This window comes from Salinivibrio siamensis (assembly GCF_001996005.1).
Lineage (GTDB): Bacteria > Pseudomonadota > Gammaproteobacteria > Enterobacterales > Vibrionaceae > Salinivibrio > Salinivibrio siamensis.
The window spans coordinates 1-26,967 of the sequence record NZ_MUFB01000036.1 but is presented as its reverse complement, the minus strand read 5'-3'; the positions used below and the strand labels follow the sequence as shown (position 1 = coordinate 26,967).

Annotated in this window: 27 protein-coding genes, 2 tRNA genes and 1 riboswitch; of the genes, 4 read left to right on the top strand and 25 right to left on the bottom strand. The window is 52.1% G+C overall.

Annotated features, from left to right (window positions below):
* Nucleotides 1–240 precede the first annotated feature (240 nt).
* The 4 genes from BZG73_RS14610 to BZG73_RS14595 form a co-directional block, all read right to left on the bottom strand.
* Entirely contained in the window at nucleotides 241–594 is a 354-nt protein-coding gene (locus BZG73_RS14610; protein ID WP_052708052.1) for an Hpt domain-containing protein, read from the bottom strand.
* A 295-nt stretch (nucleotides 595–889) separates the two neighbouring features.
* Nucleotides 890–1,183 (bottom strand): hypothetical protein, encoded by a 294-nt coding sequence (locus tag BZG73_RS14605; RefSeq protein ID WP_077668686.1) that lies wholly within the window; start codon nucleotides 1,181–1,183, stop codon nucleotides 890–892.
* The gene (locus BZG73_RS14600; protein WP_077606785.1) at nucleotides 1,184–1,963 is read right to left on the bottom strand and encodes a class I SAM-dependent methyltransferase; all 780 of its coding nucleotides are present in this window, start codon (nucleotides 1,961–1,963) and stop codon (nucleotides 1,184–1,186) included.
* A 35-nt stretch (nucleotides 1,964–1,998) separates the two neighbouring features.
* On the bottom strand, nucleotides 1,999–5,187 hold the full coding sequence (locus BZG73_RS14595; protein ID WP_235606086.1) for an ABC transporter substrate binding protein: 3,189 nt from the start codon (nucleotides 5,185–5,187) through the stop codon (nucleotides 1,999–2,001).
* Nucleotides 5,188–5,276: 89 nt separating this feature from the next.
* On the opposite strand from BZG73_RS14595, the gene asnC reads away from it, so the two are divergent.
* Nucleotides 5,277–5,738: a transcriptional regulator AsnC gene (asnC, locus tag BZG73_RS14590; protein WP_046074586.1), complete on the top strand. Its 462-nt coding sequence runs from the start codon at nucleotides 5,277–5,279 to the stop codon at nucleotides 5,736–5,738.
* Between the two features lie 74 nt (nucleotides 5,739–5,812).
* On the opposite strand, the gene hemB is transcribed toward asnC, so the two are convergent.
* The 9 genes from hemB to rmuC all read right to left on the bottom strand — a co-directional run bounded on the left by hemB (nucleotide 5,813) and on the right by rmuC (nucleotide 13,808).
* A complete protein-coding gene (gene hemB, locus BZG73_RS14585) occupies nucleotides 5,813–6,865 on the bottom strand; it encodes a porphobilinogen synthase (RefSeq protein ID WP_046074587.1) in 1,053 nt (350 codons plus the stop codon).
* 68 nt (nucleotides 6,866–6,933) lie between these two features.
* Nucleotides 6,934–7,716 carry a TatD family hydrolase gene (locus BZG73_RS14580; RefSeq protein ID WP_077668685.1) on the bottom strand — a complete coding sequence of 261 codons (783 nt, stop codon included), beginning with the start codon at nucleotides 7,714–7,716 and terminating at the stop codon, nucleotides 6,934–6,936.
* Nucleotides 7,713–8,465, bottom strand: a complete 753-nt coding sequence (gene tatC / locus BZG73_RS14575) for a twin-arginine translocase subunit TatC (RefSeq protein ID WP_046074589.1) — start codon at nucleotides 8,463–8,465, stop codon at nucleotides 7,713–7,715. Before tatC ends, BZG73_RS14580 begins: the two co-directional genes overlap by 4 nt.
* 38 nt (nucleotides 8,466–8,503) lie before the next feature.
* Entirely contained in the window at nucleotides 8,504–8,857 is a 354-nt protein-coding gene (gene tatB, locus BZG73_RS14570; RefSeq protein WP_077668684.1) for a Sec-independent protein translocase protein TatB, read from the bottom strand.
* 3 nt (nucleotides 8,858–8,860) lie between these two features.
* Nucleotides 8,861–9,109 (bottom strand): Sec-independent protein translocase subunit TatA, encoded by a 249-nt coding sequence (gene tatA / locus BZG73_RS14565; RefSeq protein WP_046074591.1) that lies wholly within the window; start codon nucleotides 9,107–9,109, stop codon nucleotides 8,861–8,863.
* Nucleotides 9,110–9,162: 53 nt separating this feature from the next.
* Nucleotides 9,163–10,809, bottom strand: a complete 1,647-nt coding sequence (gene ubiB / locus BZG73_RS14560) for a ubiquinone biosynthesis regulatory protein kinase UbiB (protein ID WP_077668683.1) — start codon at nucleotides 10,807–10,809, stop codon at nucleotides 9,163–9,165.
* Nucleotides 10,806–11,420: a ubiquinone biosynthesis accessory factor UbiJ gene (locus BZG73_RS14555; RefSeq protein ID WP_077666359.1), complete on the bottom strand. Its 615-nt coding sequence runs from the start codon at nucleotides 11,418–11,420 to the stop codon at nucleotides 10,806–10,808. Before BZG73_RS14555 ends, ubiB begins: the two co-directional genes overlap by 4 nt.
* A gap of 9 nt (nucleotides 11,421–11,429) precedes the next feature.
* Nucleotides 11,430–12,197 carry a bifunctional demethylmenaquinone methyltransferase/2-methoxy-6-polyprenyl-1,4-benzoquinol methylase UbiE gene (gene ubiE, locus BZG73_RS14550; RefSeq protein WP_046074594.1) on the bottom strand — a complete coding sequence of 256 codons (768 nt, stop codon included), beginning with the start codon at nucleotides 12,195–12,197 and terminating at the stop codon, nucleotides 11,430–11,432.
* A 72-nt stretch (nucleotides 12,198–12,269) separates the two neighbouring features.
* A complete protein-coding gene (gene rmuC / locus BZG73_RS14545; RefSeq protein ID WP_077668682.1) occupies nucleotides 12,270–13,808 on the bottom strand; it encodes a DNA recombination protein RmuC in 1,539 nt (512 codons plus the stop codon).
* Between the two features lie 132 nt (nucleotides 13,809–13,940).
* Between rmuC and BZG73_RS14540 the strand changes: the two genes are divergently transcribed.
* Nucleotides 13,941–14,846, top strand: a complete 906-nt coding sequence (locus BZG73_RS14540) for a DMT family transporter (protein ID WP_077668681.1) — start codon at nucleotides 13,941–13,943, stop codon at nucleotides 14,844–14,846.
* Between the two features lie 58 nt (nucleotides 14,847–14,904).
* Here BZG73_RS14540 and tsrA read toward each other — a convergent pair whose 3' ends face one another.
* Nucleotides 14,905–15,198 carry an H-NS-like global regulator TsrA gene (gene tsrA / locus BZG73_RS14535; RefSeq protein WP_077668680.1) on the bottom strand — a complete coding sequence of 98 codons (294 nt, stop codon included), beginning with the start codon at nucleotides 15,196–15,198 and terminating at the stop codon, nucleotides 14,905–14,907.
* A 208-nt stretch (nucleotides 15,199–15,406) separates the two neighbouring features.
* Nucleotides 15,407–16,612, bottom strand: coding sequence for a multidrug effflux MFS transporter (locus BZG73_RS14530; RefSeq protein WP_069588239.1), 1,206 nt, complete (start codon nucleotides 16,610–16,612; stop codon nucleotides 15,407–15,409).
* A gap of 98 nt (nucleotides 16,613–16,710) precedes the next feature.
* Between BZG73_RS14530 and BZG73_RS14525 the strand changes: the two genes are divergently transcribed.
* On the top strand, nucleotides 16,711–17,691 hold the full coding sequence (locus tag BZG73_RS14525; protein WP_077668679.1) for a LysR family transcriptional regulator: 981 nt from the start codon (nucleotides 16,711–16,713) through the stop codon (nucleotides 17,689–17,691).
* Between the two features lie 62 nt (nucleotides 17,692–17,753).
* The gene (locus tag BZG73_RS14520) at nucleotides 17,754–19,541 is read left to right on the top strand and encodes an aminopeptidase P family protein (RefSeq protein WP_077668678.1); all 1,788 of its coding nucleotides are present in this window, start codon (nucleotides 17,754–17,756) and stop codon (nucleotides 19,539–19,541) included.
* A 54-nt stretch (nucleotides 19,542–19,595) separates the two neighbouring features.
* Here the strand turns inward: BZG73_RS14520 and BZG73_RS14515 are convergent, their stop codons facing one another.
* The 10 genes from BZG73_RS14515 to BZG73_RS14470 all read right to left on the bottom strand — a co-directional run bounded on the left by BZG73_RS14515 (nucleotide 19,596) and on the right by BZG73_RS14470 (nucleotide 26,841).
* Nucleotides 19,596–19,826: a glutaredoxin family protein gene (locus tag BZG73_RS14515; RefSeq protein WP_069361819.1), complete on the bottom strand. Its 231-nt coding sequence runs from the start codon at nucleotides 19,824–19,826 to the stop codon at nucleotides 19,596–19,598.
* 13 nt (nucleotides 19,827–19,839) lie between these two features.
* The gene (gene thiH / locus BZG73_RS14510) at nucleotides 19,840–20,991 is read right to left on the bottom strand and encodes a 2-iminoacetate synthase ThiH (RefSeq protein WP_077668677.1); all 1,152 of its coding nucleotides are present in this window, start codon (nucleotides 20,989–20,991) and stop codon (nucleotides 19,840–19,842) included.
* A complete protein-coding gene (locus tag BZG73_RS14505) occupies nucleotides 20,991–21,764 on the bottom strand; it encodes a thiazole synthase (protein ID WP_077668676.1) in 774 nt (257 codons plus the stop codon). Before BZG73_RS14505 ends, thiH begins: the two co-directional genes overlap by 1 nt.
* 2 nt (nucleotides 21,765–21,766) lie before the next feature.
* Nucleotides 21,767–21,967, bottom strand: a complete 201-nt coding sequence (gene thiS / locus BZG73_RS14500; protein ID WP_077668675.1) for a sulfur carrier protein ThiS — start codon at nucleotides 21,965–21,967, stop codon at nucleotides 21,767–21,769.
* Nucleotides 21,948–22,715, bottom strand: a complete 768-nt coding sequence (locus BZG73_RS14495; protein WP_077668674.1) for a HesA/MoeB/ThiF family protein — start codon at nucleotides 22,713–22,715, stop codon at nucleotides 21,948–21,950. The genes thiS and BZG73_RS14495 overlap by 20 nt, the downstream gene beginning before the upstream one ends.
* Nucleotides 22,699–23,367 (bottom strand): thiamine phosphate synthase, encoded by a 669-nt coding sequence (gene thiE / locus BZG73_RS14490; protein WP_077668673.1) that lies wholly within the window; start codon nucleotides 23,365–23,367, stop codon nucleotides 22,699–22,701. Before thiE ends, BZG73_RS14495 begins: the two co-directional genes overlap by 17 nt.
* Entirely contained in the window at nucleotides 23,364–25,340 is a 1,977-nt protein-coding gene (gene thiC, locus BZG73_RS14485; RefSeq protein WP_077668672.1) for a phosphomethylpyrimidine synthase ThiC, read from the bottom strand. Before thiC ends, thiE begins: the two co-directional genes overlap by 4 nt.
* 93 nt (nucleotides 25,341–25,433) lie before the next feature.
* Nucleotides 25,434–25,533, bottom strand: a riboswitch (TPP riboswitch).
* 56 nt (nucleotides 25,534–25,589) lie between these two features.
* Nucleotides 25,590–25,970 (bottom strand): fluoride efflux transporter CrcB, encoded by a 381-nt coding sequence (gene crcB / locus BZG73_RS14480; RefSeq protein WP_046074607.1) that lies wholly within the window; start codon nucleotides 25,968–25,970, stop codon nucleotides 25,590–25,592.
* A gap of 450 nt (nucleotides 25,971–26,420) precedes the next feature.
* A tRNA-Trp gene (locus BZG73_RS14475) sits at nucleotides 26,421–26,497 on the bottom strand.
* A 267-nt stretch (nucleotides 26,498–26,764) separates the two neighbouring features.
* Nucleotides 26,765–26,841 (bottom strand) — tRNA-Asp (locus BZG73_RS14470).
* Nucleotides 26,842–26,967: the final 126 nt, after the last annotated feature.

Below are 26,967 nucleotides of genomic sequence, written 5' to 3'. Positions count from 1 at the left end.
GTCGATGGCACGGTCGATTTTACGAACAAGATGGTCTTTGGGAACAAGTTGTTCCATCGTCACCATTTCAAGTTCATATTGGTGTGGAGAAGGTTCTTGAAGCATACCGGAGCATCCCTATTGCGACACTCCTATTAGATCAAAGGTCTAGCTCGAAAGCTAGACCTTTGTCAGCAGTCTGACGCCGTGTTCAACACGGCGTTTTTTATTGGTCACTCGCGAGCATGATGAGACAGGCGATTAGTGAGTGAGCTGCGCACAAAATCGTGCTAAGCCTTCTTTAATGTCCGCTAACGCAGCAGCGGCTTGGTCGGCGGCCTCTTGCTTTGCCGCTTGCTCGAGCGTCAATGCTTGCTGATGCAGCTCGAGCGCCGCTAAATTGCCAGCGCTGCCTTTCATTTTGTGCGCTTCGCGCGCCAAGGCGGTGTAGTCGGCGTTAGCAAGCTGCTTTTCCATACTTGGCAGTTGTTGCTCACTTTCTTCAACAAATATACTGCAAGCCTCATCAAGAAGCGCCGGGCTATCCATTAGCCGGCTTAAGGCTTCTTCTTTATCCCAAACCGATACATCGGCTTTTCCTTGATTGACACTCATGATGGACCCTTTGTACTGATAGACCTATGTGCCACGGGGGCGGATTGATGGCTTTGTCGCCACCTTGTTTCTAATCGTTACTAAGCTTAACTGTCTACGTCTAGCACATTGAGAATGTCGCTAAACTCAGGCTCAATCATGCTCGCTTTTCCCCCAATTCATAACAAAGAAGTGAGTGCAGAACATGATGGATATGTTGCCTTGGCTAATCGTTTCTGGCCTGATTGTCTCAGTGATCACCGGACTACTGACCGTACTGATGGTAAAAGGCCTCGACTAAGCCCTTCAAGGCTCCTTAGTTCGCTATGGAGCCTTTATTTTTCCTTCCTTTTTTTGCCTTTCTTTTTTCTTTGTTCGCTTTTTTGCCCTTTTTGTCTTTCTTGTCCGCTTTATTCTTGGCTTTTTTGGCTTTTTTGGCTTTTTTATCCCCGTCACTGGCAAGAGGCACAGGGCGACAGAGATAACCTTTTTCACTGGCGACTCGCGCACACTTGCTGCAAGCCGCTCGCGGTGGCGTGGTAATCGATGCGAGCGCACTTAAGTTGGCCTCAACCTCACCCCGTCGCCATTTGCACAAAGACTTAGCCATTTACGCCTCCGCACTTAACGCTGCGTTGATATACATGTCAAAGCGGTTCTTCTTGGTGGTAATACTAGAGTGTGGTGGCGTTGCCGCCAAGGGCTCAGCATAATCTGGACGCTTAACCACTACGCGGCTACGCGCGAGCTGGCACGCAGGCGCTAACAAGGCATCGGCGTCCGTGTCAGCGCCCACCAAAGCCTGAAACACACGCATTTCTTTTTTCACTAAGGCTGCTTTTTTCTTGTGGGGATACATAGGATCTAAATAGACCACATCAGGTCGTTGTAGCCCAGGGGTCTGCGCCATATCGGTAAGTGCTTGCTCACTACTGGCATGCAGCAGTGTCATGCGCGATTGCATCCATGTACCAATCTCACTGTCTTGATAGGCGCGCTGTAGCCCATCGTCGAGCAATGCGGCGACCACTGGATGCCGCTCAATCATTTGCACCTGACAACCTAAGGATGCTAATACGAACGCATCACGACCCAAGCCAGCCGTGGCATCCAACACCCGTGGCGTGACGCCTTTGTTGAGCCCCACCGCCTTCGCGATTGCCTGCCCTTTGCCGCCACCGAACTTACGCCGATGGCCGACCGCACCGCCAACAAAGTCGACATACACAGCGCCTAACTTAGGCTCATCCTGTTTGCGCAGCTCAAGGCGTGTCGTGGTCATGATCAACGCAAATGACGAATCAGGTGTGTGTGTAAGTGACCACTTGCTTTTTAGTCCCTCAAATTGCTCGGATTTGTCAGGGGCGTCGCAAATCAAACTGAGTTGCACATTGGCTCTCCGCGGCTGGTTATGCGCCGAGTATATCAGAGATGGATTTTTTCCTTTATCGTCTCTCGACGCGTCGACCAATTTTTGACCTGCTCGCCTAAGGGCGCGGGTACGCTAAAGTGATAGCCTTGGGCATAATCCACATCCAGCGCGCGTAGTTTGTTGAGAATATCGGCGTTCTCGACAAACTCCGCCACGGTTTGTTTCCCCATTTGTTTAGCCAACTCATTGATTGCTTTCACCATCGCATAATCGGTGTCATCGGTGGCGATATCGCGGATAAATTGGCCATCGATTTTAATGATGTCGACCGGCAAGCGCTTCAAATAACCAAACGACGAAATGCCCGCGCCAAAGTCGTCCAAGGCAATCACACACCCCAAGGCTTTTAGCTGCGAGAAAAGCTCGATAGCACTGCTCATGTTGGTAATCGCTGCGGTTTCAGTGATCTCCAAACAGATGCACTCGCTAGGCACTTGGGTTTGCTTAATCGCGGCGATTAAGAAGGTGACAAAATCTTTTTGGGTGATTGACCGTCCCGACAGATTAATCGAGATTTTACCCAGCTTGGCAATCTGATCCGGGTGAGCATCAAACCACGCCAGCGTTTTGGTCACCACCACAGTGTCGAGTTGGTGTGCCATATTGTAGCGCTCGGCGGCTGGGATAAACATGCTGGGCGGCAACCAACCGCCTTGGGTATCGCGCATCCGCACCAACGCCTCGATGTAGAGCGTATCTTGTCTACCCGGTCGGATATCGACGATCTGCTGTGCATAGATATCAAAGCGGTCGTGAGCAATGGCATCATGGATGTGGCTGACATATGCCATTTCTTGCTCACGGCGTTGCAGCTCCTCATCATCCGGGTGATAAAGGTGTAAACGGTTACGCCCTTCGTCTTTGGCGGCATAGCAGGCGGTATCCGCTTGCGCGTGTACCTGCTGCGGCGAGCCGGCGGTGCGATCCAGAAGGCGAATCCCCAACGAGCACGCTAAGCGCATGCGACTGCCGTGCCAGAAAAACTCACTGTCCGCCAAGGTTGCCAGGAGTTGGTGCCCCCAACTCAACGCGCTCTCGGCCGAGTGATGATAGGCAATCACACCAAATTCATCCCCCCCGAGTCGCGACAAGACCGCACCTGCCGGCAGATGTTGCTGGATGATCTGAGCAACTTGTTTAAGTGCCTCGTCCCCCGCTTCATGTCCGGCGGTGTCATTAATCAGCTTAAACTGGTCCATATCGATGTAGTACATCGCGTGACACTGATCTTCTTCTCGCGCTTGTAACAGCGCGGCGGCGAGCTTTTGTTCAAAATAACTACGATTATACAGCCCCGTTAAATAGTCGTGATGGGCTTGATAAGTCAGCTGGTTTTCCATTTCTCGATGCGCGGTGATGTCTTCGCCCACCACCAGCAGCTGCGTCTGATTATGCATCGCGCGCACGGTTTCCCGAACCCACAAGGTATGACCATTGCCGGCACGATACGGGATCTCACGCCGCCACACCTGCTCTTGGTTGTTGTGATCCCGTTTAATCATTCGATGGGGAGGCACTTGATGATCCGCATATAAGGAGGTGATCTTGTGCCCTAATAACGCGGCTTTATCATAACCAAACAAATCAGCGGCATACTGATTGAGCGATTGAATACGTGCTTGGTAATCAATGGTTAATAGAATGACAGGCTGCTGTTCATACAACATGCGGTATTCAATTTCGCTGCGCTGTAGCTTCTCTTCGGTTTGTTTGCGCTGGGTAATATCACGAGCTTCTAACAGCACGCGACGTTGACCGTTTTCGCTGGGAAACCCTTTGACCGCCACGTCCAAAATCACCTCACGATGCGCTTCACTGAGGCAAAGCTCAAACCGGCGAGGCTGGGAGAAATCGGTAAGCTTGAGGTGCTCCTCGAGGCGGGCGGGATTGCGCCAAATCGGCCAAAACCACAAAGGTCGTCCACGATACGGGTGACTCACGCTGATTAATTGATTAAAGCTGGCATTACCTGACACCAAGATCCCGTTCTCATCCAACAGTGCAATAAACTGGTTACTTTGATCAAAAATACCTTTAAGCATTGCTCGGTGACGCTTTAACGCTGACTCACTGCGACGTAACTGGCGAATGTTGGCACCGAGCATGGCTATCACGCTTCCCAATACCAACACCGCCAATGCCACGGCTTGAAACGCAACTTGGTGCTTTTGCCAAAGCGGCTGAGGCTTGTTAATCACCTCAGCGTCTTCGATGGCGCTCACATCCACATCCCAATCTTTCAGTGCAGGGTAATCAAATAACGTCAGGTTAGTACTGTCTCGTTCAGGGGGGAGGTTGCCCGCCAGTACATCCAACAGCAGCTGACCTTGGTGCTGACCTTGAGTTCTGCCATCGATCACAATGCCACCGATCACGCCCTGACCCAGCATAAAGCTCATCGCACCATAAATCGGTACAGGCGAATCTTGGGTAAGAGTATGAATACCACTGAGTCTATCGAGAAAGGTGCCGTTCGCATCACGAAAATAGGACAAGTAATACACCGCCTCGCCCGGCTGCATCGCTTGAATACGGTCACGTAAACCTTGGAATGGCAGGTTGGACAGCCTCACAATCTCGAGGCCTGACTGACCCGCCTTTCTCAGTTGCGCCTTCACCACATTCCAATACTGACGACTGGAGAACGTCTCATCGAGCAGTACATACACCCGCTTTAAATCTGGATGCAAGCGCTTCATTAGCGCCAAGTTGCGCGGTAGGTCTATTTCTTCTTTCACCCCCGTGACCTTGGGCAGTAAGGGGTAATGTTGACGACCAAAGTTATTGAGCCCCGCATAGACGACCGGTGTATCGCCCACGTACTCATGCAATTCATGGATCAGCCATAATGCGGCATTATCCGTGGTCAGAATGGCATCAAAATCATGGTTGGTCAGTTTATGGATATAAACATCTTTGAGCTGTTCGCGATAGGCATCCGATTGGTAGCGTTTACTTTCTAGGTAGGAATGCTGGAAAGCGATCTCTTCGCCTTGCGTGGCTGTTTCCAACCCTTCAACCAACGCCTGGTTCCAAAAGAAACCAGGATGATAGGAGTGCACCACCAGCACATCTTTTTGTGCGGCATTGACGCTACTGGCGATGAGCAGTAGTAAGCCACCGAAAACGTATTTGATCCCCACATCCCCTTCCTGTTGGTTTGTTGGTATCTTGCTAAACAACGCGATACCCTACATTAGGCGTTAACGAAGTGGCTAAGCAACCGCGTTAACGAAAAATCTGGCCATGCTATAACTAAAAGACTAAAACAATGAACGAGTTGCCAAAATTGGATGACCTAGATCGTCGTATTCTCTCTACGCTGTTGGATGACGCGCGCGTCCCCTACGCAGAAATGGCAAAGCGCTTTCATGTCAGCCCCGCCACCGTTCACGTGCGGGTTGAGAAAATGAAAGCCGCGGGCATCATCGAAGGCACGGAAATATTGGTCAACACCAAAAAACTCGGCTACGACGTGTGCTGCTTTATCGGCATCAATCTTAAAGCGGCGCGAGATTACCACTCGGCACTAGAAAAACTCAATCAGCTCGACGAGGTGGTAGAAGCCTACTACACCACGGGGGCCTATAATATTTTCGTTAAGCTCATGTGCCGCTCTATCGAAGAGCTACAGTTTGTGTTGATTGACAAGCTTCAAGCCATCGACGAAGTACAATCCACAGAAACACTGATCTCACTACAGAACCCCATTAACCGCAATGTGATCCCTTGAGTTTTGTGGGGTCATCCAGGGCAGGCTAAAAAAACGCCCTTGCTCGTGGCAAGGGCGCTTTCATAAAAGGCGAGTTAACCGACCGTCTCTTCCGGTCTGGGAGGCAAGGTGGCACCCGCGTCTTCCGCTAACCACTCGGCCACTTGCTTAGCAAAGTAGGTGAGGATCCCATCGGCCCCCGCACGCTTAAAGCACAATAATGACTCCATCACTGTCTCGCGCTCTTTTAGCCAGCCATTATCAATGGCCGCCTTGTGCATCGCATACTCGCCCGATACCTGGTAGGCAAACGTCGGCACTTTAAGCTCATTTTTTACCCGGCGTACCACATCCAAATACGGCATCCCGGGTTTAACCATCACGGTATCAGCCCCTTCAGCAATATCCATCGCCACTTCGTGCAAGGCTTCATCGCTGTTGGCCGGATCCATTTGATAGTTGGCTTTGTTACCCCCTTTCAGGTTCGCCGCCGAGCCTAATGCATCGCGAAACGGGCCGTAGTAATTGGACGCATACTTGGCAGAGTACGCCATGATTTGGGTATTGATATGACCATTGGCTTCCAATGCCTCACGGATACGACCAATTCGTCCATCCATCATGTCAGAAGGCGCGACAATATCGACGCCCGCTTCGGCATGAGATAGGGCTTGTTTGATCAGTACCTCAGTGGTGGGCTCGTTCATCACATAGCCGTCTTCATCAATGATCCCGTCTTGGCCGTGCACGGTATAAGGGTCTAGTGCCACATCGGTGATCACGCCCATTTGCGGCACATGCTCTTTGAGTAAGCGCACCGCGCGTGGCACTAACCCTTCGGGGTTAAATGCCTCCGAGGCACAACTGGTTTTAAACTCTTTCGGGATCACAGGAAAGAGCGCAATGGCAGGGACACCCAGCTTGGCAAGGTAATCCGCTTCATGGAGCAATAAATCAATCGAGAGTCGCTCGATGCCGGGCATGGATGCCACTGGCTCACGACGATTCTTACCCATGAGTACGAAGATTGGGTAAATCAAATCGCTTGCGGACAATGAATGTTCCGCCACCATACGGCGGCTAAAGTCAGTTTTGCGTGTACGACGCAGGCGTCGAGCAGGAAAGGCGCCTTGAATGGATACGGTCACTGTATCCTCCTTTAAGTTGCAGACCTGGGCTTTGGGGCAGCGAACTGCCTCGTGTAGTGTTCACCCAGTCACTGAATAGAAAAGCAGCGCTGAGTGTTTTTTATTGTGCAATCAATAATATGTTCGACAGGCTGTTGACGTAATCGTGCCACTGTTTGGGCGATATGGGGCAAGTATTTCGGCTCATTACGACTGCGTTTAGGTCGCGGCCGTATATCGCGAGGCTGTAAATACGGCGCATCGGTTTCTATCATCAGCCTGTCATCGGGCAACCAGCTTACCTGTTGCTGAAGCTGCTGTCCGCGGCGATCGTCGCATAGCCATCCCGTTACCCCTATATATAAACCCGCATCGAGGCAATCGCGCAGCGCGCGGTCATCGCCAGTAAAACAATGCAGCACCGCCGCGGGCAGTTTGTCGAGCCATGGACGCAAAATGGCGAACCAGCGATCGTGGGCATCACGACAGTGCATAAACACTGGCATTGAAAGCTCAGCCGCTAGCGCAAGCTGCGCCTCAAAGACCGCTTCTTGTTGTGGCCGCGGCGAAAAGTCCCGATTAAAATCAAGCCCACACTCACCGATTGCGACCACCTCGGGACGCTGCGCTAATTGCTGAATCGCGCTTAAACCTGTCGCCTCGACCGATTTGGCATCATGCGGGTGAACACCCGCCGTGGCATAGGCAAAACCAGGATAAGAGCTCGCAAGCGCGGCGGCTGCTTGGCTCTCATCGATACTGGTGCCGGTCAGAATCATGCCCGTGACGCCCGCCTGTTTGGCATCATCCACCACGGTCTCTCTGTCTTGATCAAACCGTGTGTTTGTCAGGTTGACACCAATATCGATCATTCACTGGCCTCCTCGGATTCTGATTTCTCACGTGGGACATAAAAGCGCGATAGCACCACGCCCAACTCGAACAGCAAGCACATGGGAATGGCCAGCAAGGTTTGTGAAATCATATCCGGTGGCGTCAGCATCATCCCCACCACAAACGCAGCCACTACCACATAGGGCCGCTTGCGGGTTAAGCTTTGTGCCGTGGTCGCTCCTGTCCAAACCAGCAGTATAATCGCGATAGGGATCTCAAAGGCAATGCCAAAGGCGAGAAAGAGCGCCAAGATAAAGTCGAGATAACTGGCAATATCCGTTGCCACTTGCACCCCTTCTGGCGCAATAGACGTGAAAAAGCCAAACACCAATGGCAGCACCACCCAGTACGCAAATGCCACGCCCGCGTAGAACAGCAACGAACTCGACACCAAAAGCGGCATCACTAACCGCTGTTCATGCTTATACAGGCCGGGAGCAACGAACGCCCAGATTTGATATAGCACCACAGGGATGGCGACGAAGACGGATATGACCAAAGTCAGCTTAATTGGGGTAAAGAAGGGAGACGCGACATCTGTAGCGATCATGCTCGCCCCTTCGGGCAGTTTGTCGATCAGCGGTTGGGCAATCAGGCTGTAAATATCATTGGCAAAATACACCAAGCAGGCAAAGACCACTAAGATGGCGATAATTGCGCGAAGCAGGCGGTTACGAAGCTCCATCAAGTGGCTGATAAGGGGCTGAGTATCGTTCACAGAAGACATAGTGGTTTGTTCACCGAAAACATAAAGCGTCTGACTCGTTATCGCTTATCCGTTGATGGCGCATCGTCGCCTTCATCGGGGTGATGAGAAGAAGGCGATGCTGCATAAGGGCGTTGTACATCCGCCGCGCGTTGACGTAGGGTGTCGACCGACTCTTGTAGCTCAGGTGACAAATCTTTCATCCCCGCTTGTTCGGCCTTGTGTAAATTGTCTTGGAGCTCTTTTAGCTTGAGCTCTTGTTCAAGCTCATCACGGACAGATCCTGCCATCCGTTTCGCCGCCCCCACCCAGCGCGACACATTGCGTATCGCAACCGGTAATCGCTCCGGGCCAAGCACCACGAGGCCAATAATGGCAWTCAGCACTAACTCCCAGAAACCTATATCAAACACGGCTTACACCTGCTCTTTATCTTTGCGTGCTTGCTCTTTTTTCGACGCGTCGGCGTCACTGTTGTCCAATGACTGCTGCTGAAAATCCGCATCTTTGTCAGTGGTTTTGGTTTCATCATCGTTCATTGCTTTTTTAAAGCCTTTGACCGCTGAGCCAAGATCGCCCCCCATGTTACGTAGCTTCTTGGTACCAAATAACAACACCACAATCACCGCAATGATCAGCAACTGCCAAATACTAATTCCACCCATACCGGTTCCCTTTCTTCCGTTTGGTTAACTTGATGTGCGCAGCAGTGTAACTGCTATTTATTACAGGTTTTATTACAAAGTCGCCAGCCCCACAACCAAAAGATAACCGCACCTGCAGCGGCGACACTCGGTAAGGTCTCGACTCGGTTGGCAAACAAAATGGTCGCCGTCAGCAGTAACGTCGCACCAATCCCGAGCATATAAGTGGCGCGCGAGTGACGCTGTTTGATCTGCAAGTAACCGTGATAATAGGCTTCTAAACGCTGATTGACCTGACGACCTTGCCGTAAGCCGTCGTACACCAGTTCTGGGATTTCGGGGAGTTTTTCCGCCCAAAACGGTGCCTTTTCACGCACCGCTGCCCAGACAGCTTGCGGCCCCACTTGCTGTTTCATCCACGACTCTAAAAATGGCTTCGCCGTGGTCCACAAATCTAGTTGCGGATAGAGCTGACGCCCAAGCCCTTCAATGTAGAGCAAGGTTTTTTGCAACAACACCAGCTGTGGCTGCACTTCCATATTAAACCGGCGCGCGGTGTTAAAGAGGTTTAGTAAAACATTACCGAACGAGATTTCGCACAATGGCTTTTCGAAAATGGGCTCACACACGGTGCGAATGGCAAACTCAAAATCATCCACGTTGGTGTCGTGCGGCACCCAGCCAGAGTCAACATGCAGCTCCGCCACTTTACGGTAATCGCGGTTAAAAAAGGCGATAAAGTTTTCTGCCAAATAGCGTTTATCGTCGCGATTAAGGGTGCCGACAATCCCGCAATCAAGCCCAATCCACTGCGGATCATGTGGGTGCTCGTAGGAGACAAAGACATTGCCTGGATGCATATCCGCATGGAAAAAGCTGTCTCGGAATACTTGGGTAAAGAAGACCTCAACCCCACGCTCGGCCAGCAATTTCATGTCAGTGCCATTGGCTTCTAGCGCCTCGATATCCGACACTTGAATGCCATAGATTCGCTCAGACACCATCACGTCTTTGCGGCAGTAGTCACTGAACACTTCGGGCACATACAGCGCCGGGTCGTTTTCAAAATTGCGGCGCAGCTGAATGGTATTGGCCGCTTCACGCATCAAATCCAGCTCATCGAGCAAGGTTTTTTCGTACTCGCGGATCACTTCGACCGGTTTTAAGCGACGCGCATCAGGCAGAAAACGCGCCACCAGCCGTGCCACACGATACATGAGCCGCAAGTCAGCTTGGATCACTGGCAAAATATCGGGGCGGATCACCTTCAGCACCACTTCACGCCCATTCGATTTGAGCGTAGCGGTGTGCACTTGCGCGATCGACGCAGAGGCGAGTGGATGGGGGTCAAAGTCGCTAAACCAGGTTTCTAACGGGCCGCCTAACGAGGCTTCGATTTGCGCTTTGGCTTTGTGGCCATCAAAGGGTGCGACTTTATCTTGCAACTGTGCCAGCTCGTTGGCGATATCGGCGGGGAATAGATCACGACGCGTCGACATCATTTGCCCAAGCTTCACCCATACCGGGCCCAAGCTTTGCAGCGCCAAACGCAGTCGCTCCCCCACCGGCTTATCTGGGTGCTGATTCTTCAGCCAAAACAATGATTGGCGGCCAAGGTGCGCCAGCCGTGTTAAGGGTTGTTTGGGAAGTAAAGCATCCACACCATAAAGCAGTAAGGTACGGATGATAAAATACAAGCGACGAATTTCATTGAGTGTCATGCAGACTCCACCCGTTCTACCAACTGCTTAAACCTGGCTTCCAACCGCGCGACATCGCTGCGCAGCTCGTCCACTTGGTCACTGTATGCCGCCACTTCTAATGGCCCAGGCGCTAAGCGCCATTCTTCCGTAATCACCTCTCCTGCATAGCGCTGTTGCCGTTGAGCCAATTGCTGCAATTGCTGCCAGCGCTGCTGCGCCTGACTCACCACCGTATGCGCAATCACATCGCCGGTGTAAGGTGCTAGCCACTCTGCCACGTCTAGTTCGATACCACTGAGCAACTGAGAAAACTGCTGGGCGACATCGATATCCCCCTCCAGCGTGAGTTTATCCGCTTTGATTAAGGCGGTTAAGTTTGCTTTTTGCTGTAGCTGTGGCAGTGCTGACAGTGACAATGATAGCGCCGCGTCGCATTCACCTTCGTAATGGCTAAGTACATCAATACGTTGGCCGAAGACGAAAATCAGTTGGCGATCAAGCTCTTGTAGAGTCACTCCGATACAACGCCCTTTTAGCCGAGCAAGGCGACGCTGGCTGTCGGCGTCTTTAGCAATCACAGCATTGAGCGCTGTTTCCAGGGCCGCGCACAACAGTGAATCAAGTGCCATGTTGGCTCCTTAGAATTTATATCCACGGTGCAGCGCCACGATCCCACCCGTCAGGTTGTAGTAGCTGGTTTGTTCAAAACCGGCTTGCTCCATCATTCCTTTTAAGGTTTCTTGATCAGGGTGCATGCGAATCGATTCGGCCAAATAGCGGTAGCTGTCTGGATCGTTAACAATCAGTTGCCCCATTTTGGGCAATACATGGAAAGAGTAGGCGTCGTAGACTTTTGACAACGGCTCGGCAACGGGTTTGGAGAATTCCAACACCAATAAACGCCCACCAGGTTTAAGCACACGGAACATCGAACGCAAGGCCGCATCTTTATCCGTCACGTTACGCAGCCCAAATGCGATGGTAATGCAATCAAAGTGGTCATCAGGGAATGGCAGCGCTTCTGCATTGGCTTGTACGTAGCTCACATTGCCGACAATGCCTTTATCACGCAGTTTATCGCGGCCCACTTTGAGCATCGAGTTATTAATGTCGGCGAGTACGACTTCACCACGCTCGCCGACAAGACGCGAGAATTTTGCGGTGAGATCGCCCGTACCACCGGCTAAGTCGAGCACTTTTTGCCCAGGGCGGACACCACTGCAGTCAATGGTAAAGCGTTTCCAGATACGGTGAATGCCCATCGACATCACATCGTTCATCAGATCATATTTTGCAGCCACCGAATGAAACACATTGGCCACGAGGCTTTCTTTTTCTTGGCGTTTCACTTGTTGGTAGCCAAAATCGATCGTCTCTTGATCCTGGTGCGCGTTTTTATCTGTCATTTTATTCCCCTAACGTATTGGCCCCAGTTTACTTTATCGCCCATCCCGACTCCAAGCGTACGACCAAGTTTATTATGATTCTTGCGGATTTGTGTCCCGCTCTGCCTGTGTAAGATTAAGAGGCTCATCAGGCGCAGGGTCGGTGGCAACACTGGCCAGCGACGGGCTGATGTCCCGTTTCACCTCCACGCCCAGCGCTTTAAACCCCTCTGCTTGGCGAATAATATTACCGCGGCCTTGGCTAAGTTTGTTCATCGCCCCTTGATAACTGTCACTGGCTTTACCCAACGCATTACCCAACGCTTCCATATCACTGACAAACAGCCGCACCTTGTCGTAGAGCTTGCTCGCTTTTTCGGCAATCTGTTTGGCATTTTGGTTTTGGTATTCATAACGCCATAAGTTATTGATGGTGCGTAGTGCCACCAGCAAAGTGGTGGGACTGACCAACATAATATTATTATCCATCGCCTCGCGGATCAGGCTGGCATCGGCTTCCACGGCCACTTGGAAAGCTGGCTCCACCGGAATGAACATCAACACATAATCCAGTGAACGCACACCATGAAGCTGATGATAGTCTTTGCGTCCCAAGCCACGAATATGCTGGCGAATGGCTTGGACATGCTCTTTTAATGCGGCATCTTGCTCAACCAAAGTGTCTGCGTTGTAGTAGCGTTCATACGCGACCAGCGCCATTTTGGCATCTATCACCACGTCTTTATCTTGGGGTAATTTCACCACCACATCGGGCTGGTAGCGCTTGCCTTGCTCGTTTTCAAAGCTCACCTGGGTTTGATACTCACGCCCTTCACGCAAGCCGGACTCTTCCAAAATACGCGCCAACACCACTTCGCCCCAGTTGCCCTGTTGCTTGTTATCACCTTTAAGCGCTTGAGTTAGGTTATGCGCTTCCCGCGTCATGTCCGCATTCAGTTGCTGGAGGTTTTTGATTTCATGGATCAGGGTGTGACGCTCTTTCGCTTGTTCACCAAAGCTGTCAGTGACTTGCCTTTTAAACCCTTCCAACTGCGACTTAAGTGGTCCAAGTAAGCTCTCTAAGCTCATCTTATTTTGCTCATCAACGGAATGGACCTTTTGCTCAAATACCTGGTTGGCCAGCTGCTCAAATTGGGTACGCAGCCTTTCCTCCGCATTTTCTAATAAGGCGTGCTTTTCTTTCGCGGCATTGAGTTGTTGCTCCGCGCTGGCTTTGACCTCGCGCAGCTCAGCGAGCAGCTCAGACTTTTCCTCTCGCACCGCATCAAGTTTTTGGGTCAACGTTTGATTGTCTTGGCGTAATTGTTCCAATTGACGCAACTTCTCACTCGCGGAGGTTAATTTGCCGTAATACTGGCGCAGCTCTTGTGTCAGACGATCGCGCTCTACATCTAAGCTGTCTAGCTCTTGTTGTTGCTGCTCCAGTTGCTGATGAAGCTGTTGTTGCTGTATATCAGCCGTTGACTGCTGTTGCGCATATTGGGTATCAAACCAATGTTGATACTGAGCGACCACGCGTCGATGCAGCCAATAACTCAACCCGGCGGCACTGATCACGCCAAAACAGAATGTGAGAATAGCTAACGTCGGTAATGACAGGCCAGAAAGCATAATGGGTTCTCTATTGTGCGGTCATCAATGTCAGCAAGGCTAATGGGATACTGGATAGATGTCCAGTCTATCTCGGTGCGTACGAATACCGTAGACTGCCTAGCTTAAAAGGCAGATTTGCAGGGAGGCAGTATGCACAATGAACGTAAAGCACTGATATTTGGATTATGTGCAGTGCTATTGTGGTCAACGGTCGCGACCGCATTCAAAATTACCTTAAGCTACATGACCCCGATTCAAATGCTGGCCGCTGCCAGCGTGGTCTCTGTACTGGTATTGACCGCTATTGCCGCGGTGCAAGGCAAGCTATCGGCACTTTGGCCCACTTTTCGTCGTCGACCTGGCTATTATTGCCTACTGGGGATGATTAACCCTTTGATTTATTATTTGGTTCTTTTCAAAGCCTATGATCTTCTTCCTGCCTCTTTGGCCCAACCATTAAATTACAGCTGGGCCATTACCTTGACCTTAATGGCAGCGGTATTTCTCGGCCAAACCATTCGTCGCCAAGATTGGATTGCGGCGGCGTTGGGCTATTTTGGTGTGGTAGTGATCGCTACAAAGGGCCAGCTTTTATCGCTTCAGTTCGATAGTCCGCTTGGCATTGGGCTCGCGTTGCTCTCCACGCTATTGTGGGCAGGGTTTTGGGTACTAAACACTAAAAACCCTGCCGACCCTGTGCTCGGCATTCTGTTGAGCTTTATGCTGTCATTACCTGCATCTTTATTATTGGCGGGGATAACAGCGTCTTGGAGCGGTATCCCATGGCAAGGCTGGCTAGCGGTGAGCTATGTGGGGCTTTTTGAAATGGGGATAACATTTATGCTGTGGCTGAGCGCGATGAAATATACCCAGAATGCCTCTCGGATCAGCAATCTGATATTTATCTCGCCATTTATTTCCTTGATGCTATTGGCCACCATTATTGGTGAGACAATCCATATCAGCACCCTAATCGGTCTTAGCTTTATTGTCGTGGGTCTGCTGATTCAGCAACGCAAACCCAAAAAAAGCAAACAGCCAGCGGCGAGTATCTAACGCTCCTGGCACCACACGCCGCTCTGTCATGTTTATCCTTATGAGTGATGGGCGGCGATCAGCCCATCTTGCGTTGGATTATATACTCATAAAGCTCGTCAGCAGATAAACCATCTTGCGCCAAGCCTTGAGTGATTTCTTCAATGCGCTCAGAACGGCGCTCTTCAATCACAGAATTAAATTGGTAAACCAGTTCACGCAAGTATTTCAGTGGCACTTGACGTGCAGCACTGCGTACACGCTCTTCACTTTGGCTACCTAATTCTTGCAGTAATTTGCCAAACATGATTTTTTCTGGCGATTCCTCAAGTTGTTCGAGGACGCGCGCCATTTCGATTGTCGATAATGACATAGTGTGTAACTGACCTTTGAGATAAAAACGAAAAGGAATGAGCGTTAATTCGATTTGCTTAGTAAATATACTCCGAACCACGCACTTTTAGCAAAATAAAAAAACGCTGGCCGGAGCCAGCGAAAAGGGATGATGGGTTGTCGAGACCCCTGCGTTTTGCACGTCTTATTATACTTTGCCAACTGAGACGTTGTTTTTATTGATTTTCTTACCGTTTTACCGTTGCTGCATGCCATTGCTTCCCAACTGGGGACCATAAAATCACGAGACCGGGCAACAAGAGCCACATATGCACTGTCATCAGGTCACTGGCCGATAACCCCAAGCGCTGGGTTAAGCTGACCAAAAGCCCTGCGCCACTCATTTGGAACAATCCCAGCAAGGCTGCCGCTGTGCCAGCACGGTCAGAAAATGGGGCTAAAGCGGCGCCGGCTGACGCGCCTAACACCCAAGCAAAGCCAAATGATGAGGTAAAAATCGGCAACATAAAGGCCCAAGGCGTCGCAATAGAGCTTAATGCCAACATCAGCCCACCCGAGCCTACCAGCATCATCAAGCCAATATTGAGCGCGCGGCGGCTACCAAATTTTTCCATATAGCGCGGCGCTAACATCGCCGCGGCAATGTTTAGTGCCGCGTTAGCACCAAACCAAAAAGTGAAGCTGTTCATGGAAATACCGTATCTATCCATCAGCAATACAGGCGCGGAGGTGACATACGCTAAGATCACCGCCATGGCCAGCATGCAAAGGATGATGTGGTAGGTAAATGTTGGTACGCGTAGCACTTGCCAATAACGGCGTACGCTAAATAGGCGACCCGAGGTGTCCGTGTGCGCAGGGCGTGTCTCGGGCAAAAAGACCATAACTAATACCAACCCTAATACCGCATAACCGAGCATAAAGGTGAAGTTAGCGCGCCAGTCAAAGACTTGGGTAAGCCAGCTCCCCAATAGCGGCGCCAAGGCAGGAACAAAGCAAATCGCGCCATTAAGATAGCTAATCATATGGCCGCTGCGCTCTGCACCGAATCGGTCACGCACCGCTGCAAATGCACACACGGAAGTCGCGCACGCGCCAAAACCTTGCAGCAAACGCGCCACCAGCATCATATCCATCGAGGTGGCGAGCCACGCCATCAAAGAGCTCAGTCCATAGAGCAGTATGCCAATGACGGCTACAGGTTTGCGACCAAAGCGATCAGCCAACGGGCCAGCGAACAGCTGACCTAAGCCTAAGCTAAACATAAACCAAGTGATGGTGTCCTGTACCAACGTCGGGTTAACGTTAAAGTCCCCCGCCATATGCGGCAACGCCGGTAAATAAATATCAATCGCCATCGGGCTAAACAGCACCAGTAACACCATTAAGGCGACCAGTAAGCGATTCGATGTCGGTGAATCAGTGTGTGACATTGGTTACTCCTCTATACAGGCACGCAGTATAGTGGCTTCACGATATGAACCATAATGGTTTATAGTAAAAGCAGTTATTCCTAAGGAGAATACCTGTAATGGATTTGGACCAGCTGCAGCGCACCGACCTTAATTTATTGGTGTGCTTACATGTATTGTTGGAAGAGTGTAATGTCACGGGGGCGGCAAAACGCCTGCACTTAAGCCAATCGGCAGTGAGTAAAAACTTAGCCCGATTAAGATCGCAATTTAACGACCCGCTTTTTACGCGAGCAGCCCACGGGCTCAAACCCACCGTTCGGGCGCAAGCCTTACAGGCAAAATTACGGGCTTTACTCAATGATGTTGCGGCGATGACCGAGCCGGACCACTTTCAGCCACACTTAAGTGACCGCTGTTTTCGCTTTGCCCTCGTCGAGAGCGCCTACCCATTGCTACTGCCACAGTTTATTGGCGATATGCTGGAAGCGGCTCCAGCTATCACTCTTAATACCGCTGCTTGGGATCAAACCACCTTTGATGGCCTCGCCCGCGGCAATATCGATTTTGGTATTACCGGTAAAGATTTAAATCCCGCCGATGCCATGTTGACCATGATGCCGCCCAAAGGCGTACGCTACCAAGAGCTTTGCCAAGATCACCAGTGTGTGTTGATGCGCGCCGATCATCCGGCACTCAAGGGCCCATGGGATGAAGCGCGTTACCTTGGACTGCGACATGTACAGGTGAAGTGTGATGGGAATGACCGCTGGCTGTTGGACTATAAACTGGCAGAGCGTAATATTGAGCGTGACATTGCCATGTACGTGCCAGATTTCAACAGTGCGGCGAGCCTGTGTACCTATACCGACCTGGTGTTTACTTCACCAAGCCAGTTTGCGCATTATATTGCCGCGTCGCTCAATTTGGTGGTAAGGCCGTTACCGACGCCAATACCGCCGATGGCGTACACCTTGTTTTGGCATCAAAATCAAGAAAATGACCCGGGGCACCAATGGCTGAAAGCCTTGATTATTTCACGCTGTCAGCAATTTAGCCCAGCAAAATTGCAGCCTATCGCCAATCGCGCTAGGGTCTAACCCACCGTTTTTTACGCGTGGCCGAACATGGCAAGTTCACCCCATACAAAGAAGGAAGAATAATGGACGCGACCCTTACCAAGCGTATTGAGCAGCTAAGACACTGGCTGGCTCAACACGATTATGACGCCCTACTCATCCCCCATGAAGACGAATATCTCGGTGAGTATGTGCCTGAGCACAACGAACGCCTCCACTGGGCGACCGGCTTTACCGGCTCAGCAGGCGCCGCGGTGATCACCCGCGACAAGGCAGCGATTTTTGTTGATGGCCGCTATGTGGTTCAAGTCCGTAAGCAAGTCCCCGCCGGCCTGTTTGACTACTGCCACCTGATTGATGAGCCACCGGTGCAATGGGCCCAGCAACAATTGCCAAAAGGTGCCAAGCTGGCTATCGACGCTCGCATGCATAGCGCTGCTTGGTACAAACGTACCCAACGCGCGTTGGATGGGGCTTTGACACTGGTGAGTGTTGAGCAAAACCCGATTGAAAGCTTGTGGGACGATCGTCCCGCCCCGCTTAATAGCCCTGCCATTTTACTGGGTGAAGAGAAAACCGGCCGCGCCAGCTTAGATAAACGTCAAACCATTGGCCAGCAGTTAGCCGATCAGAATCTTGATGCCGCGGTACTCACTCAACCCGATGCCGTCTGTTGGCTGCTCAATATCCGTGGTCGCGATATCCCACGTTTGCCCGTGGTACTGACCCAAGCGATTATCAAGCAATCCGGTGACGTCACCGTGTTTATCGACCCTGACCGTCTCCCCGAAGGCTTTGATGCACACGTGGGCCAAGGCGTGAGCGTCGCGCACCCAGACAGTCTGGTTGATGCCCTGCAAGCGCTGAGCGGTCAACGTGTATTGGTCGACCCAAACGGCGCCAATGCGTGGACACTGGACACGCTCCAACAAGCGCAAGTCACCGTGGTGGAAGCGCAAGACCCATGTGCGCTTGAAAAAGCAGCCAAGAACCCGCAAGAAATCGCCGGTATGCGTGCCTGTCACGTGCGCGATGGTGTTGCCGTGACTCGCTTTTTGGCCTGGTTTGACCGTCAAGTCGACGCCGGTGAACGCCCTGACGAAGCCGTGCTCGCAGACACCCTGTATCAATTCCGCCAACAAGACGATCAACTGGTCGACTTAAGCTTTGATACCATTTCAGCCGCCGGTGGCAATGCGGCCATGTGTCACTATAACCACAACAATCAGCCTAAACCGAGCGTGATTGAGAGCAACAACGTCTACTTGGTCGACTCAGGCGGTCAATACTATGACGGCACCACCGACATTACCCGTACCGTGCCGGTAGGCGAATGCAGTGCTGAGATCAAAAAAGCCTTTACGCTGGTGCTTAAAGGACATATTGCGCTGGCCACCGCGCTGTTCCCGAAAGGCACCTCAGGCAGCCAGCTTGATGCCTTAGCACGCCAGTATTTGTGGCAACACGGCTATGATTTTGACCATGGCACCGGTCACGGTGTCGGGCATTTCTTGGACGTGCACGAAGGTCCGCAGCGCATTTCCAAAGCGCCCAATAGCGTCGCGCTATTGCCAGGCATGGTGGTGTCAAACGAGCCGGGCTACTATCGCGCCGACGCGTTTGGGATCCGGATTGAAAACCTCGAGTTGATTGAAGAAAAGCCCACCGAGGGTGACATGACGATGCTCGGGTTTGCCTCACTCACGCGTGCACCGATCGATCGTCGTTTGGTCGATGTGAGCTTACTCAGCGAGGCGGAAATCCAGTGGTGGAATCGCTATCATCAAACCGTGTGGGATGAAATCAGCCCGCACCTCGATGATCAAGACCAAGCTTGGTTAAAACAAGCGACCGCGCCACTAAGCCGTTAAGTCGCGTCTTCACCGAGTGTGAAAAACAAAAAGCGTCCGATTGGACGCTTTTTTTTATTCCCCTTTCAGGGCTTTCTCGACCGCTTTGGGCGAAAAGCCGCGCAAAGTAGTATCGCCAATGCAAATCACCGGGACACCCCGCGAGCCAGTTGCCGCCAGCAGCTTCTTGCCTTTAGGCGTGGCCGTATCGACAACACGATAACGCAGCCCTTTTTTATCCAAGTAAGCTTTGGCCGCCTCACAGTGAGGACAGCGAGGACCCACATATACAGTAATACGTTTCATGCCCGCATTGTCGCTAACCCGCTGCCGTTTGTGAAGCCATTTGCGCCTGACGCGCGATATCGTAGATGTTATCCCAATCTTTCCATACCACCTCAAAACCGAGGGCACGGACACTGGCGGCCACCTCTGCCGCGCTCCGTTCATCACTGATAGCAAACTGCTCTAATTGTGGCTCAGGGTTCGCATAGCCGCCCGGTTGGGTTTTTGACGCCGCGGATAGGCTCGTGACCCCAAGGGGCAACACATTGTCGCGAAAGTGGGGGGACTCTCGTGTCGATAGCGACAGCTCGACCTGCGGATTCCACAACCGATAGGCACAAATCAACTGAACCAGCTGCTTATCCGTCATCACCGATTTCGGCTGTAACGCCCCCGCGCAAGGACGTAAGCGCGGAAAAGATAGCGAATAGCGGCTTTGCCAGTATTGCTTTTCCAGATAATCCAGATGCTGGGCGGTAAAAAAGCTGTCGGTGCGCCAGTCCTCAAGGCCAATCAAGGCGCCAAGACCGATCTTATCGACCCCTGCTTGTGCCAACCTATCTGGGGTTTGCAGCCGGTAGTGAAAGTCGGTTTTATTCCCGCGCTTGTGGTGTTCCCCATAGGTTGGAGCGTGGTAGGTTTCTTGGTAAACCATCACCGCATCCACACCTTGTGCCACCAAGGCGCGATATGCCTCGGTATCCAGCGGCTGCACCTCCATCGCCACATGATGAAAGTATTGCTTCACCACGGGTAAAGCGCGGAGAAAATACTCGAGCCCTACCTTGGTTTCATGCTCACCGGTCACCAAGAGCACACTGTCAAAGCCCATTTTTTTGATCGCTTCACACTCGGCGGCGATCTCGGCTTCATCCAGCGTGCGCCGTTTGATTCGGTTTTCCATCGAAAAACCGCAATAAGTACACACGTTGGCGCACAAATTGGAGAGATACAGCGGAATGTAAAACCCCATGGTGTAGCCAAACCGCTGCCGCGTCAGCGCCTCAGATTGCTGAGCCATGGCCTCAAGGTAGGCTTCAGCGGCAGGACTGATCAGGGCAGCGAAGTCGTCCAAGTTGCGCGAAGATTTAGCCAGCGCCCGCTCGACATCTTGGCGCGTTTTGCTGTAAATCGAAAGGCGATGATGATCCCAATCGAGTGCCGCCCACCGCTCAGAAAAGCTCATCACGCCTCCTTAGCGTCAAGAAACGCGGTTAAGGGGCTAGACGCGTGGGCGTGATTGTGTGTGCCCGCCAGTCCAGCGCGATACGCACAGCGTCCTGCTTCAACCGCTTGTTTAAACGCTGCGCCCATGGCAATCGGATCGCCAGCCGTGGCAATGGCGGTGTTGACCAATACCGCATCAGCGCCGCGCTCCATCGCTAACGCCGCATCTGACGGTGCACCAATGCCGGCATCAATGATCACCGGTACGCGAGCTTGCTCGATAATGATGTCGAGAAACGCCATTGAGGCCAGCCCTTGGTTGGATCCAATCGGTGAGCCAAGGGGCATCACCGCCGCGCATCCCACCTCTTCCAAACGCTTACACAGCACAGGATCGGCATGACAATATGGCAGCACCACAAACCCCTCATCCACAAGCGTTTTCGCCGCTTGAAGGGTTTCAATCGGATCAGGCATCAAATATTTGGGGTCGGGGTGAATTTCCAGCTTCACCCAATGCGTTCCCAATGCTTCTCGGGCAAGACGCGCGGCAAAGACCGCTTCTTGCGCATTTTTCGCCCCTGAGGTATTGGGCAGCAGGCGCACACCGAGCTCGCGCAGCGGCGTTAGAATATCGTCTTGTGTGGCATGCACATCGACTCGCTTTAGGGCCATGGTGACCAGTTCAGTACCACTGGCCGCCAGTGATTCGGCCATAGTCTTGCGACTGGAAAACTTGCCGGTGCCGGTTAACAGGCGAGATGAAAACGTCGTATCCGCAATGGTTAACATAATTATCCTCCGGCAATCGCTTGAAAGACCGCCAAGCTATCGCCAGCGGTGAGTGACGTGGATGACCAAGCATCACGCGCAATAATGGTCTGATTTAGCGCGACAGCAACCGATTCGGCCGGCACCTTCATCTCCTCAATCAGTTGCGCGACGGTCGTGGCATTGACCTCTGTAGGCGTGTCATTAATGATTAACCGCATCATTTACCTCCCGCATTGGCTGACAAACCGCACAGTGCGGATGAACGGGCAGCGAAAAGTGCTGCCATGTCATGGTTTGTCCATCCAGTCGTGACAAGCGATTGGTACCGACCGCCTGCCCTAATAACAGTTTTATTCCTTCCAACGCTTGCGCGGTGGCCATCATACCGACCACAGGTCCCATTACCCCAGCTTCAGAACAGCGCGTGGGTTCAGAAAGCGTCACGTCTGCGAAGGCGCACGCATAACATGCGCTATGCGGTTGATAAACCAATAACTGGCCTTGCCAACCGATCGCCGCTGCGCTCACCAAGGGTGTACCAGCCTCTACACAGGCTTGATTGACTGCATGGCGAGTAGTGAGATTATCACTGCAATCAAGGACCACATCCGCCATCGCCACTTCAAGCGCCAGACGCTCACCTTCTAGATAGGCATTGATGGCTCGGCACTGGCAATGTGGATTCAGCGCGACCAAGTTAGCGGCTAGCGCTGCGGCTTTATCGGTGCCGATTTGCTCATCCCGATACGCCACCTGACGCGCCAAATTAGATATCTCAACGTGGTCCGAGTCAGCAATCGCTAACTGACCCACGCCAGCCCCTGCAAGATAGAGGCCCGCGGTGGTTCCAAGCCCACCGGCACCGACCATTAACACGCGCGCATTGCTCAGTGCCTGCTGCCCGCACTCTCCAACTTCTGGCAGCATGATTTGCCGGCTATAACGCAAGTATTCACTGTCCGATAGCATCACACCCTCCTTGCTGTCTTGATCGATTAAGACAGCGGTTAAATGCGTCAATGCGCGCCGCTAAATCAGGCGCTTGTGTCACGGCGCGGACCACCGCAATGGCGTCCACGCCGGTGCGCCAAACGTCAGGAGCTCGGTCGAGATCAATACCGCCAATCGCCACCGTCGGGAAACGGCCATCCACAGCCGCCACCTGCTGCGCTAACGCTGAAACGCCTTGCGGTGGCTCGACGAGCTGTTTGGTAGTGGTGGGAAAAATATGGCCGATGGCGAGATAACTGGGCGAGAGTTCAACCGCTGCAGCGAGCTGTTCGGGGCTGCGTGTCGATACACCAAGGCGCACGCCTTGCCGCGCAAGTCGGTCAAGATCCGCCTCTTGTAAGTCTTGCTGCCCTAGATGAACGCCATAGGCGCCAGCTTCAAGCGCAAGCTGCCAGTGATCGTTGATAAACACCTGCGCATGGTGCGCGCGGCCCAAAGCCACCGCGCGCTGTACCCAGTCTGACAATTGTGGATGGGCTGGCTGCTTCACACGCAGTTGCACGGTTTTCACCCCCAAGCAAAGTAAGCGTTCAAGTAAATCCACGTCGTCTACCACCGGATATAATGGGCCTATGCCTTCCGACATAGGCGCAAACGGGGTCAGGCTCATGATTCCACCTTATCGCTGTCGCTTACCTCAGCGCCTTGTGGTGACGAATGATGGGATTTTTGCAGGTAGAGCTCACTGCCCTTTGCTCGAAACTCTTGCGATTTTTGCTGCATGCCTGCTAACGGGTCTTCCAGCATGGTGACATCAATCGCTTCGCCCGCAGCGGCATAGCCATTTTCTTTGGCGTAATCGCGGACTTCTTGGCTGATCTTCATAGAGCAGAATTTTGGCCCACACATGGAGCAAAAATGCGCGACCTTGCCCGACTCTTGAGGCAGGGTTTCATCGTGATAAGCACGCGCCGTCACTGGATCTAATGCAAGGTTAAACTGATCTTCCCAGCGAAATTCAAAGCGCGCTTTGGAAATGGCGTTATCTCGCACCTGCGCGCCCGGATGTCCTTTGGCTAAGTCGGCGGCGTGCGCGCACAACTTGTAAGTAATCAGTCCGGTTTTAACATCCTCTTTATTGGGCAGACCCAGATGCTCTTTGGGCGTGACATAGCAAAGCATCGCACACCCAAACCAGCCAATCATCGCCGCACCAATCCCGGAGGTAATGTGGTCATAGCCAGGCGCAATATCGGTAGTCAGCGGGCCTAAGGTATAGAAAGGCGCTTCGTGGCAATGGGTGAGCTGCTCGTCCATATTCTCTTTGATCATGTGCATGGGCACATGGCCGGGGCCTTCAATCATCACCTGTACATCGTATTCCCATGCCACCTTGGTTAGCTCGCCCAGAGTACGTAACTCACTGAACTGGGCTTCGTCGTTCGCGTCAGCTACTGAGCCGGGACGTAACCCATCGCCTAGTGACAGCGATACATCATAGGCAGCACAAATCTCGCAGATTTCACGAAAATGGGTATAGAGGAAACTTTCTTGATGATGCGCCAAGCACCATTTGGCGATAATCGAGCCACCACGCGAGACAATGCCAGTCACGCGATTGGCAGTCATGGGCACATAGTGCAAACGCACCCCGGCGTGAATGGTAAAGTAGTCGACCCCTTGCTCGGCTTGCTCTATCAAGGTATCGCGCATCACTTCCCAAGTCAGGTCTTCGGCAATGCCATTCACTTTCTCAAGCGCCTGATACATAGGCACAGTGCCAATCGGGACTGGGCTATTACGTAAAATCCACTCGCGAGTTTCGTGGATATTGCGTCCGGTCGATAAATCCATCACCGTATCCGCGCCCCAACGGGTCGCCCACACCAACTTTTCGGTTTCTTCTTCAATGGAGGAGCTCACCGCCGAGTTACCAATATTGGCATTCACTTTCACGAGAAAGTTACGCCCAATAATCATCGGCTCCGCTTCTGGGTGGTTAATGTTGGCCGGAATAATCGCACGCCCTTCAGCAACTTCTTGGCGCACAAATTCGGGAGTGATGTTTGAGGGTAAATGCGCGCCAAAGCTTTCTCCTGGGTGCTGGCGGTTTAGCTGCTCTTCACGATACTGCTGACGCCCCATATTTTCCCGGATAGCGATAAATTCCATCTCTGGGGTGATAATGCCTTGGCGTGCGTAGTGAAGTTGGGTCACACATTGGTTAGGTTTCGCCCGACGGATAGGCGGTAAGGCATTAAAGCGAAGATCATCTAAGGTTTCATCACTGAGGCGGGTCTGCGCATAGTCTGAGCTCACTGCACCAAGAAACTCTGTATCGGCACGCTCATCAATCCAGGCTTTGCGCAGTGGCGCTAAGCCTTGGTAAATATCGATAGCACTCTGAGGGTCAGTATAAGGCCCTGATGTGTCATAAACCCGAATGGACTCATTGGCTTCATACTGCGGATTGTCTTTACTACCGCCCACAAAGGTCGGAGACAGATGGATCTCGCGCATGCCCACGCGAATATCAGGTCGAGAGCCCTCGACATAGACTTTTTCCGAGTTGGGGTAGGTTTGCGCAGAGAGAGAATCGATAAAAGATTTGGCCTCAAGACGGGCCTGTTTACGGGTCGACATAGCATTACTCCGGTGTTCATTATGGGAATTAATGCTTGCCGGAAAACGCTGAATTGAGATGTGAGCAAACTGGCAGACGCGTACGGTCTGTGATCTGATGCATCTCTTGTTCCCTTCGCTGGTCCTAACCAGATCAGGTTCAACGGATCCCACTTAACGTGGTCTCAGCCAATTGGCACTCCGACAAGTTCAACGCCAGTATAAGAAATCACCGCCGCAACAACAAGCGACGTAACACGATGTTTTCACTTAACCGGTGATGCGTGCTAGCAACCAAGCGCCCATCGCGGCTGCACTTAAGCACAACGCGAGATTGAGACCCACATTCAACAAAGCTTTCACTGTCTCACCATGTTGGAACAGCATCAAGGTATCTACTGAAAAGGTCGAGAAGGTAGTAAATGCGCCCAAAAAACCAATCGCAACCAGTTGGCGCCAAGGCACCGGAGCAATCACCTCTTGACTCATCGCCGCTAAAAAGACGCCCATCGCTAATGACCCGAGTACATTTACTATTAAGGTGCCGTATGGGAATGCACGACCAAGCACCGCAACGCTCCACTCTGATACGAGAAAACGCGAGGATGCCCCTAATGCGCCACCAAGCCCTACCCACAATATGCTTACCACTGGGTGCTCCTTTCGATTGGTAAAAAGTCATCATACCGCGACATGTGAACGAGAAACAGGAGGAAGAAAAAGGCTAGAGAGGTGTGGTTGCTACCACAGAGAGTAGATACAAAAAAAGCACCGACAATGTCGATGCTTTGATGTGTGGCAGGGGTAGAGGGATTCGACCGGGCTGGCGACCCAGCCCCCAACACGCTTTTGTGTAGATTGCATGTTCACATCTACCCTTAATCGGATTACGAGAACCTTGATGATTCACATACAAAAAAAAGCACCGACGATGTCGGTGCTTTGATGTTTGGCAGGGGTAGAGGGATTCAACCGGGCTGGCGACCCAGCCCCCAACACGCCTTTTGTAGTTTGCATGTTCACATCTACCCTTAATCGGATTACGAGAAGCTTGATGATTCACATACAAAAAAGCACCGACAATGTCGATGCTTTGGTATTTGGCAGGGGTAGAGGGATTCGAACCCCCAACACGCGGATTTGGAATCCGCTGCTCTGCCAATTGGAGCTATACCCCTGTAGATAGGTGCCTATTGTAGCGATCCCGCGACAAATTACCACCACCAATTACTCTTCAGACGTTTGATCGCTTATTTATAAAGCAAATCTTTCCCAGAAGTTCAATAACAAAAAAACCCCAGCTTTTCAGCTAGGGTTTCTAAATAGTGGCGGAGGGCCGGGGTTGCGGACAACGGGCAGGCCATCCTGCGGGACTCATTCGCCCGCAGGGCGAACCTGGCCAATAACAAAAAAACCCTACTAAATTTAGCAGGGTTTCTAAGTAGTGGCGGAGTGGACGGGACTCGAACCCGCGACCCCCGGCGTGACAGGCCGGTATTCTAACCAACTGAACTACCACTCCGCACCAATTCTGTATGACTAAAGACTTATATCTCTTTGCTTTAATCAATTGTATTCAAAGCCTGGCGATGTCCTACTCTCACATGGGGAGACCCCACACTGGGAGACCCCACACTACCATCGGCGC

Coding starts and splice junctions, on each gene's coding strand:
- tatA (WP_046074591.1), bottom strand. CDS start 9,109: ATGGGTGGAATTAGTATTTGGCAGTTGCTGATCATTGCGGTGATTGTG.
- BZG73_RS14525 (WP_077668679.1), top strand. CDS start 16,711: ATGGATTTGGACCAGCTGCAGCGCACCGACCTTAATTTATTGGTGTGC.
- BZG73_RS14505 (WP_077668676.1), bottom strand. CDS start 21,764: ATGTTAACCATTGCGGATACGACGTTTTCATCTCGCCTGTTAACCGGC.
- ubiE (WP_046074594.1), bottom strand. CDS start 12,197: ATGACAGATAAAAACGCGCACCAGGATCAAGAGACGATCGATTTTGGC.
- BZG73_RS14540 (WP_077668681.1), top strand. CDS start 13,941: ATGCACAATGAACGTAAAGCACTGATATTTGGATTATGTGCAGTGCTA.
- BZG73_RS14515 (WP_069361819.1), bottom strand. CDS start 19,826: ATGAAACGTATTACTGTATATGTGGGTCCTCGCTGTCCTCACTGTGAG.
- thiH (WP_077668677.1), bottom strand. CDS start 20,991: ATGAGCTTTTCTGAGCGGTGGGCGGCACTCGATTGGGATCATCATCGC.
- tatC (WP_046074589.1), bottom strand. CDS start 8,465: ATGTCTTCTGTGAACGATACTCAGCCCCTTATCAGCCACTTGATGGAG.
- BZG73_RS14495 (WP_077668674.1), bottom strand. CDS start 22,715: ATGCTATCGGACAGTGAATACTTGCGTTATAGCCGGCAAATCATGCTG.
- BZG73_RS14605 (WP_077668686.1), bottom strand. CDS start 1,183: ATGGCTAAGTCTTTGTGCAAATGGCGACGGGGTGAGGTTGAGGCCAAC.
- BZG73_RS14610 (WP_052708052.1), bottom strand. CDS start 594: ATGAGTGTCAATCAAGGAAAAGCCGATGTATCGGTTTGGGATAAAGAA.
- thiS (WP_077668675.1), bottom strand. CDS start 21,967: ATGATGCGGTTAATCATTAATGACACGCCTACAGAGGTCAATGCCACG.
- BZG73_RS14555 (WP_077666359.1), bottom strand. CDS start 11,420: ATGGCACTTGATTCACTGTTGTGCGCGGCCCTGGAAACAGCGCTCAAT.
- BZG73_RS14530 (WP_069588239.1), bottom strand. CDS start 16,612: ATGTCACACACTGATTCACCGACATCGAATCGCTTACTGGTCGCCTTA.
- BZG73_RS14520 (WP_077668678.1), top strand. CDS start 17,754: ATGGACGCGACCCTTACCAAGCGTATTGAGCAGCTAAGACACTGGCTG.
- asnC (WP_046074586.1), top strand. CDS start 5,277: ATGAACGAGTTGCCAAAATTGGATGACCTAGATCGTCGTATTCTCTCT.
- tsrA (WP_077668680.1), bottom strand. CDS start 15,198: ATGTCATTATCGACAATCGAAATGGCGCGCGTCCTCGAACAACTTGAG.
- BZG73_RS14580 (WP_077668685.1), bottom strand. CDS start 7,716: ATGATCGATATTGGTGTCAACCTGACAAACACACGGTTTGATCAAGAC.
- thiC (WP_077668672.1), bottom strand. CDS start 25,340: ATGTCGACCCGTAAACAGGCCCGTCTTGAGGCCAAATCTTTTATCGAT.
- thiE (WP_077668673.1), bottom strand. CDS start 23,367: ATGAGCCTGACCCCGTTTGCGCCTATGTCGGAAGGCATAGGCCCATTA.
- rmuC (WP_077668682.1), bottom strand. CDS start 13,808: ATGCTTTCTGGCCTGTCATTACCGACGTTAGCTATTCTCACATTCTGT.
- ubiB (WP_077668683.1), bottom strand. CDS start 10,809: ATGACACTCAATGAAATTCGTCGCTTGTATTTTATCATCCGTACCTTA.